The sequence below is a fragment of the Xanthomonas sp. NCPPB 3959 genome, assembly GCF_056675575.1.
On the sequence record NZ_JBWWVR010000012.1, the window covers coordinates 112,063 to 126,080 of the forward strand.

5 protein-coding genes, 1 pseudogene and 1 riboswitch are annotated in these 14,018 nt (G+C 62.9%); of the genes and pseudogenes, 5 read left to right on the forward strand and 1 reads right to left on the reverse strand.

Annotation, left to right across the window (positions count from 1 at the left end; genetic code table 11):
* Positions 1-35: 35 nt before the first annotated feature.
* Positions 36-1,874, forward strand: coding sequence for a methyl-accepting chemotaxis protein (locus tag AC1KVG_RS15140; protein WP_481094927.1), 1,839 nt, complete (start codon positions 36-38; stop codon positions 1,872-1,874).
* Positions 1,875-2,128: 254 nt separating this feature from the next.
* Here AC1KVG_RS15140 and AC1KVG_RS15145 read toward each other — a convergent pair.
* A pseudogene (locus tag AC1KVG_RS15145) lies at positions 2,129-4,900 on the reverse strand (TonB-dependent receptor).
* Between the two features lie 304 nt (positions 4,901-5,204).
* Positions 5,205-5,302, forward strand: a riboswitch (TPP riboswitch).
* A 115-nt stretch (positions 5,303-5,417) separates the two neighbouring features.
* On the opposite strand from AC1KVG_RS15145, the gene thiC reads away from it, so the two are divergent.
* From thiC to AC1KVG_RS15165, 4 genes are all read left to right on the forward strand, one after another.
* Positions 5,418-7,295, forward strand: a complete 1,878-nt coding sequence (gene thiC, locus AC1KVG_RS15150; protein ID WP_115040915.1) for a phosphomethylpyrimidine synthase ThiC — start codon at positions 5,418-5,420, stop codon at positions 7,293-7,295.
* A 424-nt stretch (positions 7,296-7,719) separates the two neighbouring features.
* Positions 7,720-10,056 (forward strand): winged helix-turn-helix transcriptional regulator, encoded by a 2,337-nt coding sequence (locus AC1KVG_RS15155; RefSeq protein WP_481094928.1) that lies wholly within the window; start codon positions 7,720-7,722, stop codon positions 10,054-10,056.
* Positions 10,057-10,166: 110 nt separating this feature from the next.
* Entirely contained in the window at positions 10,167-11,060 is an 894-nt protein-coding gene (locus AC1KVG_RS15160) for a helix-turn-helix domain-containing protein (RefSeq protein ID WP_023905021.1), read from the forward strand.
* A gap of 48 nt (positions 11,061-11,108) precedes the next feature.
* On the forward strand, positions 11,109-13,997 hold the full coding sequence (locus tag AC1KVG_RS15165; RefSeq protein ID WP_023905020.1) for a TonB-dependent receptor plug domain-containing protein: 2,889 nt from the start codon (positions 11,109-11,111) through the stop codon (positions 13,995-13,997).
* Positions 13,998-14,018: the final 21 nt, after the last annotated feature.

A 14,018-nucleotide genomic window follows, 5' to 3' on the forward strand; every position in this document is an offset into this window, starting at 1 on the left:
GGGCCGCTAATGATCGTGATGGATTAGGAATTCCCATGAGCTCGATGCAACCGCCTGACCTGCCGTCGCAAACCCGCGCGGCGCTGCTCCCCGATGCGCCGGTCGCCTTGCTGCGGCTATCGGCCGAGGCGTGCGTGGTGGCCTGCAACCGCGCCGGCCTGGACGTCCTGGGCAAGACCGCCAGCGAGCTGCAAGGCGTGCCGGCGTCGGTATTGTGGGGCTTGAGTGCAGCCGATCTGGTCGGCGAAGAGGGCGTGTGGGCCGCCCCAGGGGACGATCCGGCCCGGCGCGTGCGCTATGTGCGCGACCGCGAGCATGGCGGCTGGATGCTGTCGCTGCCGCATGTGGAAACCGCGATCTTGCTGCGCGAAGCCACCCGCCTGGCCGAAGACAGCCGGCCGGTGCCGATCTCGCCACTGCTGCAGCCGTTGGTGGCACGCCTGCAGGCCGAACACGAAGACCGCACCGTGCTGGAGCGCACCGCACAGGCGCTGGCTGGCTGCGAGCTGGAACTGTTGTTGCCGCCCGGTCTGGCAGAGACCGACATGGGTCGCCGGCTGCAGGCGGGCTTCGGCAATCTGGCCGAGGCGATCCGCCAGGCAGTGGCGTTGTCGGTGCAGATCGCCGCCGAAGTGCCGCCGCTGGTGGCCGAGAACGACGAGATGGTGCGCCAGTCGCAGGCACAGACCGAAGCATTGGACGGCGCCCGCACCGCAGTGGAACGGCTGTCGGCTAGCCTGCAGGACGTCAACGCCGATCTGGCGCAGGTCATTGCACTGGCCGCCAGCGCCGACGACAGCGCACGTCAGGGCGTGGCTGCCGCACATGCGCTGGGCCAGGCCATGCACGAAGTGGAACGCCGCGCGGCGCGTGCCGGCGAGGTCATCGAAGTCATCGACTCGGTGGCGTTCCAGACCAATATCCTGTCGATCAACGCCAGCATCGAAGCGGCGCATGCCGGCGATGCCGGACGCGGGTTTGCGGTGGTCGCCACCGAGATCCGCCGCCTGGCCGAACGCGCCGCCGCTGCAGCACGTGACGTGCGCGCGATCCTGGCCGAAACCAGCGCCGCAGTGGGCGAGGGTGCCGCCTCCGCACGCGGCACCGAAGCGGTGCTCGATGGCATCACCCGCGTGCTCGGCCAGGCCAGCAGCGCGATGACTACGGTGGCCGGGCGCATCCAGGCGCAGGACAGCGAGATTCGCGGGATCGAAAGCGCCGTGGATGGCGTTGTCGCGTTGGGGCGCAGCAACTTGCAGCACGCCGCACATGTGGCCGAACGCAGCGAAGCGTTGGAGCGCGGTACCGAAACCCTGCGCGATTGCGTGGGCCTGTTCCGCTTGCCGGCTGACCCGCTGAAGGTGCCCAGGCACGCCCGCGTCAAGGAACTCGCCGTTGCAACGGCTGGCCGCATCGGCACAGCATTGGCGCAGGCCATCGCACGCGGCCAGATCGACGAAGCGTCGCTGTTCGCACGCACCTACACGCCGATTGCCGGCGTGGAGCCGCCCAAGTTCAGTACCGATTTCGACGCGCTGTGCGACGAGGTATTGCCGGCCTTGCAGGAGCCGCTGCTGGATGCGCATCCGTGGATCGTGTTCGCCATCTGCGCCAATCCCGACGGTTACGTGCCCACGCACAATCTGCGCTTCACCCAGCCGCTGACCGGCGATCCCAAGCGCGATCTGGTCGGCAACCGCACCAAACGCAAATTCACCGACCGCGTCGGCCGCAGCGTCGGCGCGCACACCGACCCGTATCGCCTGCAGGTCTACCGCCGCGATACCGGCCAGATCATGTTCGACCTGTCGGCACCGATCTTCGTCGGCCGCAAGCACTGGGGCGGTTTGCGGGTGGGCTACACGCTGGAATGACGCAATAGCCTGCATGCACGCTCCCAAAAAAAAGCCACCGAAGATCGGCGGCAGGGGAGAGAGAGCAGGTTTCTTGTTTTAGTGACTGCAGGCTAGCGGTGCGATGTGCCATGGAAATGCCCTCGCATGCCGCCATCGCCGTGCTGCGTGCCAAGCGGCCCGCTACGTGTCAGCCCTGGCATAAACACAACGACGCCGGAAGGCGGCCGTTGTGACGACTCCAGACAGCGGATCAGCGCATCAACGACGGCGGATCAGAAGCGCTGGGTGTATTGCAGGTAGCTGTAGCGCCCCGGAATGGCATAGGCCGAATCGAACGAGTTGGCAGAGGCGCTGAGCGCTACCGGCGGGTCGCGGTCGAAGACGTTATTCAAGCCCACACGCACGGTGGCATTCCACGGCAATTGATAAGACACCTGCATGTCGTTGAAGGCAGTCGCCGCGACGTGGCGATAGTTGCTGTTGTCATTCAGCTCCGAGTCGTCGTCCCTCATGCCCGAGTAGTAACGCACCGCCCAGTTGGCAGCCAGATTGCCGTAGCTCCAGTCCAGGGTGAGCGTGCCGCGCCTGCGCCAGTTCGGGTTGTCGGTGTGGTAGATGCCGTTGTAGCTTTCTCACGCCGAGGTGTCGTCCTGCTTCTGCTCGTTGACGGCCACGTAGGTCGAATCCAGGGTGAGCATGAACTGGCCGATCGCTGTTTCCGGCAACTTGTAGCGCGCGGTGAAGTCGTAGCCTTGCATGCGCTGCTCGCCGACGTTCACCGGCTGGATCACCAGGCCGGTGATGGTGCCGGTGGCATCGCGTGTGACCAGATCGCAGAAGGCCGAGACGTTGAACTCGTAGCATTGCGACAGGATCTGGTTGGCGCTGAATTCGGTGATGGCATCGGTGATCTTGATCTTCCACCAGTCCAGCGACAGATCCAGGCCTTGCACCGCGGCGGGGCTGTAGACGAAACCGAGTGTGGTGTTCTTGGATTTTTCCGGCTGCAGGTTGGCGTTGCTGGTGTAGGTGAACGGATAGATGGTCTGGCCGGAGTTGCCGTTGGCGCTGTTGTATTCGGCGACGTAGTTGGCCGGCACACCACCGCTTGCACATGCCGCGGCAATCGCGCTGGTATAGGACGTGCTGTTGGTCGAGCAGGGATCCGAATACGTATCGAAGCTGTCCGACGCGCCCAGGTACAGATTTTCGATCGATGGCGCGCGGAAACCGGTGGCGTAGTTGCCCCGAATCAATAGGTCGGCGACAGGTTTCCACTTGAAACCGAACTTGCTGTTGGTGGTGCTGCCGAAGGTGTTGTAGTCGGAGTAACGCACCGCTGCGCTCAACTCCAGCAATTGTGCGCCGGCCATATCTTTCAATAGTGGAATCGCCACTTCGGTGTAGTAGTCGTTGAGCGTGTACGCGCCGGAAGTCGGGGTGAACGCATTGCCCGAGGTATAGCCGGCCGAGATCAACGCATCGGGCGAGGAGAAGCCGCTCTCTTCGCGGTGTTCGACGCCGGCCGCAAAGCGCATCCAACCAGCGGGAAGTTCGAACAAGTCGCCGGTGATGTTGGCGGTCACGCTGCTGTTCTTGTACTGATAGGTGTTGTGGGCGGTGAACAGGATGTAGTCCAGCATTTCCTGGGTCACGCCACCGGCCGGCGACAAGGGATTGAACGGCACGCAGCCGGTGATCACCGCGCCGCCACTGTCCAGGCACGACAAGGTGCCGTTGACGATGCCGGATGCACCGAGTGCATTGCCGAGGTTGAGCAGATTGACATCGCCGTATTGCGTTTCGGTCTGGTCGGTCTGGTTGTGCGCAAAGCCGACGTCCCAACTGAACTGCCTGTCCGCGAATTGGAAGTCGCCTTCCAGCCCGGTATAGACGTGCGAGGTCTTGGCGTCCTGCTGGTAGGTGCGCGCGAACTCGGTCAACCGGTGCGACCAACCCACATCGCGCCCGTCGCCGCCGTAGGCGCTGTTGTAGGGGTTGTAGTAACTGTCGCCACTCATCAGGATGCCGGTGTTGACCGAGGCCAGTGGAAAGCCGGCCAACTGTTGCGAGGATTGGCGGCGGTTGTAGAGCCCGTCGAACTTGAAACGCACGTTGTCGGTGAGTGCGTAGTTGCCTTGCACATAGAGCGCATCGCGCTTCTGCGGCGTGACCAGATAATTGTCCTTGGCGTAGTTGTAGCCGTACTCGGAGGTGTTGAAGGCGGTGTATTGATCCAGTCCGTAGCGTGGGTAGTTGCTATCGCCGCTGGCGGTCGCGCTGCCGGGGAGCACCGTCCACGCACCGCTGTTGCCTTCTGCACGTAGACGGCCGCTGGCCGAATAGCTGCTGTAGGCGGACGAACCGGCGCCGTACACCGGCTCTGCCGAGATCTCGCGGTCGCCTGCCATCACCGCATCTTCGGTGACGCTGGACAGTCCGATCACCAGATTGCCGCGCTCGCTGGTGGCGCCCACGGTGGCATCGAACGAAGTGCGCTGCCCATCGCCCTGACCATACTGGCCGACATAGGCATTGACTTCGGCATCATCGAAATCGCTGCGCGTGATGATGTTGACCACGCCCGCAATCGCATCGGAGCCATAGATCGACGAGGCACCGTCCTTGAGCACCTCCACGCGTTCGACGATTGCCGAGGGAATGGTGTTGAGATCTACCGAGCCGGACAGGCCCGACACCCAGCGCCGCCCGTTGACCAGCACCAATGTGCGCGATCCGCCGAGATTGCGCAGGCTCACCGTGGCCGAGCCATCGCCGCCGTTATTGACGGTGGAGTTCATCGTCGCGCCGTTGGAGGCAATGCGCTTGAGCACATCGGCCACCGAGGTCAGGCCCTGTTTTTCGATGTCCTGTCGCGTGAGCACCAGCACCGGTTGCGAATTTTCCACATCGACCGAGCGGATGCGCGAGCCGGTGACCTCGATCTTGTCCAGGTTGGTCGGACTCTTATCGGTCTCTTCCTGGGCCACCGCACTATTGGTGACGCACAGGCCAATGGCGATCGCGAGCGAGCCCCGACGCAGGGTCGGGTGGAGCATGGGCATATTCATGTGTACGGCGGTTCCCAGTAGAGGAAGAGGCGAGGCGATTCCCGTTGAATGACACCGCCGTGGCATGCGATTTCATCTGCATGACACGAAGGCTTAGCGGGAATTTAACGAGCGGGTGTCACCACCGTTTTTCGCGAATCGGCGCCTTGTTGCGGCGCAACGCGCGCAATGCGTGGACGCGCCATGCAGTGCCGGCGCATCGATGCGCGTGTGCCGTGTTGACTTGCGATGACGGGCGCGGACACATGCCGCGAGCGGGTGCGATGTGGTTTAATCGCCGCCGAAGTGGGGGTACCGCAGCGCGCTGCGGTTGAGATAGTCCCTTCGAACCTGATCCGGTTGATACCGGCGTAGGGAAGCTTCGTTAGATGCGATGGTCCGTGCGCTGCACGGGCACCTTGTGTTGAGCGCCGCCGCTTCGTCCGCACTGCGAATCCTTCGCAGAGCCAGCGCCGTTGGTGCTGGTTTTCCAGCACACAGGACGAACGCCATGAATGCCGCGCCTACCGTTTTGCAGCAACAAGCCCAGTCGCTGTCCGAGGCTGTGACCCAGCCGATTCCCGGGTCCCGCAAGATCTTCGTGCAGGGCTCGCGCGCCGACCTGCAGGTACCGATGCGCGAGATTGCATTGACCCGCACACCGACGCTGTTCGGTGGCGAAGACAATGAGCCGCTCAGTGTCTACGACACCTCCGGGCCGTATACCGACCCGCACGCCGCGATCGATCTTGCCGCCGGTCTGGCGCCGCTACGCGCGCGCTGGATCGCCGAGCGCGGCGATACCGTGGCGCTGGATGACCTGAGTTCCAGCTTCGGGCGCGGCCGTGAGCACGATGCGCGCCTGGATGCAGTGCGCTTTCCTGCGCGGCACTTGCCGCGGGTGGCGCGCGAAGGCGCCAATGTCACCCAGATGCATTACGCGCGGCGCGGCATCATCACCCCGGAGATGGAGTTCGTGGCGATTCGCGAAAACCAGCGGCTGGAAGCGGTGACCGACGCGATCCTGCGCAAGCAGCATGCAGGCGAAGCCTTCGGTGCGGCGATCCAGCAACGCATCACACCGGAATTCGTGCGCGACGAAATCGCCCGTGGTCGCGCGATCCTGCCCAACAACATCAATCATCCGGAAAGCGAGCCGATGATCATCGGTCGCAATTTCCTGACCAAGATCAACGCCAACATCGGCAACAGCGCGGTGTCTTCAGGCATTGCCGAAGAAGTGGAGAAACTGGTGTGGTCGATCCGCTGGGGCGGCGACACGGTGATGGACCTGTCCACCGGCAAGCACATCCATGAAACGCGCGAGTGGATCATCCGCAACTCGCCGGTGCCGATCGGCACGGTGCCGATCTATCAGGCGCTGGAAAAAGTCGACGGGCGCGCCGAAGAACTCACCTGGGAGATCTTTCGCGACACCTTGATCGAGCAGGCCGAACAAGGCGTGGATTACTTCACCATCCACGCCGGTGTGCTGTTGCGCTACGTGCCGCTGACGGCCAAGCGTGTCACCGGTATCGTCTCGCGCGGCGGGTCGATCCTGGCCAAGTGGTGCCTGGCCCATCACAAGGAAAACTTTCTCTACACCCATTTCGAAGACATCTGCCAGATCATGAAGGCCTATGACGTGGCGTTTTCGCTTGGCGATGGCTTGCGCCCGGGCTGCATTGCCGATGCCAACGATGCAGCGCAGTTCGGTGAGCTGGAAACGCTGGGCGAGCTGACCAAACTGGCGTGGAAGCACGACGTGCAGACCATGATCGAAGGGCCTGGGCATGTGCCGATGCAGCTGATCAAGGAGAACATGGACAAGCAGCTGCGCGAATGCGGCGAAGCGCCGTTCTACACCCTGGGGCCGCTGACCACCGATATCGCGCCCGGCTACGACCACATCACCAGTGCGATCGGTGCAGCGATGATCGGCTGGTTCGGCACCGCGATGCTCTGCTATGTCACGCCCAAGGAGCATCTGGGCCTGCCCAACCGCCAGGACGTGCGCGACGGCATCATGGCGTACAAGATCGCCGCGCATGCGGCCGACCTTGCCAAGGGGCATCCCGGTGCGCAGGTGCGCGACAACGCCTTGAGCAAGGCGCGGTTCGAATTCCGTTGGGACGACCAGTTCCATCTCGGGCTGGATCCGGAAAAGGCCAAGGAGTTTCATGACGAAACCCTGCCCAAGGATGCGCACAAGCTGGCGCATTTCTGTTCGATGTGCGGCCCGCATTTCTGTTCGATGAAGATCACCCAGGACGTGCGCGATTACGCGGCCGAGCATGGCATGGGCGAAGCGCATGCCTTGTCTGCTGGCATGGAAGAGAAGTCGGTGCAGTTTCTCGCGCAGGGCGCACAGGTGTATCGCGCTTTGTGACACCTGTGTGCAGTGAATTTCGGCGGCGTAATCTGAAGGCTGCTTAAGAAAAATTCAGCTTCGCATTAGACAGAACGCGTCGCGGTGCGCAAGTGCCGTGGCGCGGCCTGCCTGCAAACGGTTACAGCACATCAACATTTCCGGGCATTTACCTGAATCGCAGATAAAAAAATCGCGCCAGAGGCGCGAAGGGGAACGTCGTAATTATTTGAATTCGTCGGCGAGAGAGAGAGAGCCTGACGTCGCCACCTGTCGTAGGAAGCAACGAGGCATAGCGTAAAATTTGCACCAATTGGATGCATGACACAGTTGGTCGTGGTCCTTTGCTGAATTTGGCGTTTCGCGCAATGTGCGTGATGCGTTCTTTGTCGTCCTTGCATGCCGATGCGTTCTGTTGCCGATGAGTGTTTCTTCCGCTAATGCAATGTCATCGGGCCGGCTGCGTGTCGGTCAGTGCGTGGTCGATATCGCCTCGCGCGAAGTGCACTCTCCTGGTGCGAAGAGGCCGCCACGTCTGGCGCCGAAATCCGTGGCGGTGTTGCTGACCCTGGCCCGGCAGCCGGGGCAGGTGGTGACGCGCGAGCAGTTGCTCGCCGAGGTCTGGCCCAACACCTTGCCGAGCAACGATGTGGTGACCCAGGCAGTCACCCAATTGCGCAAGGCACTCGCCAGTCACGGGGGCCAGCGCTCCGAGCATATCGAGACCATCGCCAAGACCGGCTATCGCTTGATGGCACCGGTGGTGTGGGAAGGATCGGCGGATGTTCCAAGGCATGCGGTTGCAAGCGCGCTTTCTAAAGCACCGTCGAGCGGTCTACAGACCGATGTCGATGCGGTCACTGCGGCCAATGGCATGGCTTCGTCGCAGCAACCTGAGGCTGTCAGCAAGCGCTACGCAGCACCGTCGGCCGTCGCGCCACACGCATCGCGCAAACGCCGCCGGATAGCGTTGGTGATCGCCGCGGTGGCCGTGCTGGTGCTGCTTGGACTGGTTGCGCACACGCTGTGGCTGCGAGCGCCAGTGGAGGGCGCCACGGCGGCGTCCGCCGTGCTGGGCAGCCCAAAGCGCCCGTACCAGATCATCACCGCAGGTGGCGGTTTCGATCTCACACCAAGCTTGTCGCCGGATGGGGCGATGGTGGCCTACGCCTCGCTGACCAGCGACCGCGCCGGCACCTCGATCCTGGTCAAGACTACCAATAACGCCTATCCGCGGGTGCTGGACACGCCGGCGGCGGGCATCTCCGATCGACTGCCGGCCTGGTCGCCGGATGGTCGCGAAATCGCCTTCTCGCGGCAGGCGCCGGATGGCAGCTGTCGCATCATGATCGCCGCCGCAAACGGCCCGGCTGCCGCGCGTGAAGTGGTGCGTTGCGATGGTGCGGACATGCTGAGTTTCAGCTGGTCGCCAGACGGTCGCGGCTTGTTGTTCGGCAGCATGACCGGAGCGCACGGCGCACCGCGCATTCGCCGCCTGGATCTGGAAACCGGGCAGTGGCAGCCACTTGTCTACAGCGCGCAGCCGCAGGATTTCGATTACGCACCGCGCTATTCGCCGGATGGGCACTGGATCGTGTTCCTGCGGAATCCACAACTGGGCGATCTATGGCGCATCCCTGCAACCGGCGGCACCGCCGAGCGCCTCACTCACGACAATGCCGATATCCGCGGCTGGAGCTGGTTGCCGGATGGCAGCGGATTGATTTTCGGGCGCCGTGTGGACAGCGAGGCGCGCTTGTATCGACTCGATCTGCGCGACCGCAGCCTGCACGACCTGGGCGTGGACGATGCCCAGGCGCCGGACGTGGCACACAACCATCTGGTGTTCGTGCAACGCAAACCGCAATTCGGCGTCTACCAAGTCATTCGCGACCCGATGAATGGCGGTTACATCCGGCGCCGCCTGTTCCCCTCCAGCGGTCGAGACGACCAGCCGATGATCGCGCCGGACGGGCGCCAGCTGATCTTCGCCTCCAATCGTTCCGGGGCGTATGGGCTGTGGTGGGGCGATGTCGGCAAGCCCGGTTCGGTGCGTTTGATCGAAGGGCTGCGGCCGGATTCGCGTCAGGCCGCCGATTGGTCGGCCGATTCGCAGCACGTGCTGGTCAGCGGTAGCGATGCGGACGGGCATGCGGCGTTGTTCGAGGTCACCCCGAGCAGCGGCAAGGTGGTGCGTCTGCCGGTGCCGCAACCGCGGCCGTTGCAGGCGATTCACCTTCCCGATCCCAATCAATTGCTGGTGCTCGCTGCGGCAGAAGACGGGCACACCTTCGCCACCCTGTACGACAGACGCAGCAGTCCGTGGCGTGCGATCGCATCGCTGCAGGACGTCTCGCAGTTGCGCCTGGACCGCATCACCGGGCAGGTGCTGCTGACGCGCCTGACCGGTGGCGGCTTATGGCAGATCGCGCCCACCTTGGCAGCCCAGACCTTGCAGTCGATCGATCCCCGACAGCCATCGCGCTGGCGTTATCGCAGTTGGGCACCGGGAGCGCACGGCCAACTGCATTACCTGTCGTCCAACGACAGCTGTGCCACGCATGACAGCGACTTGCGCAGCGGGCACGGGCAGTGTCTGGATGTGAGCAAGTTCACCACCATCAACGGCTTCAGCATGGACCAGCGCAGTGGCGCGATGTACGTGACGTTGGCAGAAGAAGACGGCAGCGCGATTGCCTTCATGCCATTGCCGCAACGTACGGCGGTGACCACCGGTTTCATCTCCAACGCATTGTTCTTACTCAGGAAATTGGCTTCGTAAGTTTTTCGGAAAGGCTTCGTGTCAATTTCGGCACACCTTCGTCATAACTTCCTGACTCGCGCCAGATTCGGCAAAACACTACGCCCTCTTTCGTACAGGGGGCTGCCAGCATGCAACAGGTCATCACCGCAGATCGCGGGCTCGCACTTTCACTGGATGGTGCGAGCGAGTCGACATCGACAACCTGTCTGGCGGTCTCGCGTCTGGGCAGCATCCGCACCCTGGCCACCACCTTTACGTTGTGGGTGCAGTTGCGTGGCCGCGCATGGGTGGAATCCAAGGAGGGGCGCTTCCGTCTGCGTGCCGGCGACTGGATCGCCTTCGACAAGGACTCCCATCCCACGGTACAAGCGGACCGCAACGCACTCTGTGTCGGTGTCAGTTTGGATAGTGAAAGCCTGCAATCGTTGTCCGAGTTGACCGATGCGACCTTGTATCCAGGTCGCAGCCAGCTCTCGCGTAGCGATCTGCGCATAGCCCTGCGTCTATGGCGCAATGCGTCCGCACAAAACGGCAGTGCGCCGGCGCGTCCCTTGCTGCTGCACTTGGCGGCGATGCAGCGCGATTTCATCGAACAGGAGCAGCGCTGCCCGGGCCGCTCGCGTAGCCGTCGCCGTCAGGTGTTTGGCCGCATGCAGCGCGCACGCATGTATCTGGAAGGCAACAGCGACCGCGTGGTGCGCATTGCCGAGTTGGCGCAGCTGACCAACTTCTCCAGTTGGTATGTCTCCAAGACGTTTCAGAGCCTGTACGAAGAGAGTCCCCAGGCCTTGTCGGCACGTCTGCGCCTGGAGCGTGCATCCGATTTGTTGCGCGATACCTCGATGATGATCGGCGAGGTTGCGGCGGCAAGCGGCTTCGACAATTGCTGCAGCTTCGCACGTGCGTTTCGTGCGCGCTTCGGTGTCTCCGCATCGCGTTATCGCGACCAAACGACAAATCCGCCAGATTCGGCAAAGCCACGGAACGTGACGCGCAAAGCGACGATGTTCACGCAATCGTAATTTGCACGGGGGCGCTTAACGCGCCACTAACGAACCCTGGAGAGATTGATGAACCTTCGCACCTCCGCAGTGCGGCTGGGCCTGTTGCCCGCCGGTATTGCGATCGCGTTGACGCCGGCTTTTGCCGCCAATGCACAAGAGCAGTCCGCCCCGTCGACCACGACGCTGGACCGCATTGAAATCACCGGCTCGCGCATCCGCTCGGTCGACGTTGAAACCGCACAGCCGGTGTTCACCGTCACCCAGCAGGACATTCAGAAGTCGGGTCTGGTCAGCGTTGGTGACATCCTCCAGAACCTGTCGATTGCCGGCACCCAGACCTACAGCAAGGCTGCAGTGCTGACCTCCGACCCGGAGCAGGGCGGCCAATACGTCAACCTGTATAACCTTAACGAGAACCGCACCCTGGTGTTGGTGAACGGCAAGCGTTGGACCAGTAGCCTGAACGGCCTGACCGACATGTCCACCATCCCGAGCTCGTTGATCGAGCGCATCGAAGTGTTGAAGGACGGCGCCTCGGCGATCTACGGCTCCGACGCCGTGGCTGGTGTGGTCAACATCATCCTGCGCCAGAACTACGACGGTGCAGAAGCCTCGGCGTATTTTGGCCAGAACGGTCGTGGCGACGGTTCCAAGGAGCAGTACTCCTTCACCGCCGGCACCACCACCGACCGTGCGTCGCTGGTGTTCGGCGCCAACTACACCAACGAAGATCCGGTGTGGGCCAAGGATCGCGCGCTGACCCGTTACTCGGCCGGCCCGAACCACATCGAAGACAGCCTGAGCGCGACCGGCCCGTGGGGTCGTTTCACCTCCAATGGTGAAACCTACATCCTCAACCACACCGGTTCGTTCGACGGCCGTGGCGTGGGTGCGGATTCGCGCAACATCGCCAACTACCACAACGACATCACCACCGACGACTATTACAACTCCGTCGACCAGATGATGTTGCAGCAATCCAGCCGCAACAAGTCGATCTTCACCACCGGCAGCTACAACATCACCGACAGCATCACCTTCAAGTCGACGGCGATGTACTCCGAGCGCGACTCGAACCGTCAGATCGCCGGTTACCCGCTGCAGGCCTCTTCGCAGCCGCAGTTTCCGGTGGCGATCAGCGGCAGCAGCTACTACAACCCGGTCGGCCAGGACATCACCAGCTGGTTCCGCCGCACGGTCGAACTGCCGCGCACCACCGAAAGCAACGTCAAGACCCTGCATTTCGATGCAGCGCTGGAAGGCGTGTTCGACGTGGGTAGCCACGGCTGGAACTGGGACGTGGGCTTCAACTACAACAAGTACGATGTGACGCAGGTTTCGCGCGGCAACATCAACCTGTTGGCGTTGCAGAAGGCGCTGGGCCCGTCGTTCCTCAATGCACAGGGTCAGGTGCAGTGCGGTACGGCTGCCAGCCCGCTGCCGCTGGGCACCAGCAACGCGCTGGGCCAGTGCACCCCGTTCAACATCCTGGGTGGCCCGTCGGCCTCCACACCGAACGCGCTGCAGTACATCAATGCACTGGGTCAGTCGACGCAGCAGAGCCTGAGCAAGCAGTGGACCGCCAACGTCACCGGTGGTCTGTTCGATCTGCCGGCCGGTGAGCTTGGCTTCGCCGCAGGCGTCGAGCACCGCGAAATCAGTGGCTACGACTACCCGGATCAGCTGTCCAGCGCCGGTTACACCACCGACCTGGCTGCGCAGGCCACCGAAGGTCGCTACCAGACCAACGAAGCCTATCTGGAGCTGTTGATCCCGGTGTTGAAGGATCTGCCGGGCGCCAAGGAACTGTCGTTCGACGTGGCCGCGCGTTACAGCAACTACAGCCGCTTCGGCGATACCACCAACAGCAAGTTCAGCTTCACCTGGAAGCCGATCGACGACCTGCTGGTGCGCGGTACCTACGGCACCGGGTTCCGTGCGCCGACGCTGTCGGACACCTTCGGTGGCGGCTCGCAGACGTTCGATACCTTCACCGATCCGTGCGATGCGACCTTCGGTTCGCTGGGCAATGCGGGTGTGGCAGCACGCTGCGCCGGCGAAGGCTTGCCGGCTGGTTTCCGTCAGACCGACACCGCAGGCAATCCGGTCACCCGCCGCGACGTGCAGGGCAATGCGCCGTTCAATTCGGGCGTGGGTAATGCCGAGCTTGAGCCGGAATACAGCATCACCCGGACCGTGGGCATGGTGTACAGCCCGCATTGGGTGCAGGGCCTGGACTTCTCGCTGGATTGGTACCGCATTTCGATCTCCAACATCATCACGTCGCTGACGGCCAATGATGTGTTGAACAACTGCTACCTCAACAGCCTGGCCAGCTACTGCGCCGACTACGGTCGCGACGCGGTCACCGGGCAGGTCACCACGCTGAGCCGCGGCAACGTCAACCTGGGCCGTCTGGAAACCGAAGGCTACAACTTCGGTGTGCGTTACCGCATGCCGGAAACCGCGTACGGCAAGTTCGCTGTCAACCTGGACACCAACTACCTGGCGACCTACAAGTCGCAGGCAGAAGCCGGTGCCGAGTGGGCAAACTCCGCCGGCTACTGGAACTTCCCGCGCGTGCGTGCCACCTTGGGTCTGGACTGGTCGCTGGGTGCGTTGTCGGCCAACTGGAACCTGCGTTACTACGGCGGTTTCCGTGATTATTGCTGGGATGCAGCGGCTGGCATCGAGTGCAACAACCCGAACTACCAGACCCCGAATCCGGGCTGGGGCGGTGGCACCGGTTCCAACAAGAAGGGCTCGATCTCCTACCAGGACGTCTCTGTCACCTGGCAGGCTCCGTGGGATGGCAGCGTAACCGTTGGTGCCCGCAACATCTGGAACAAGCAGCCGCCGGTGACCTACTCGATCACCAACAGCAGCACTGCGGCCATCGATCCGATGCTGGATTACGACCGCTTCCTGTTCGTGCAGTACAACCAGCGCTTCTGATCATCGAAGCGTCGTAAGGTG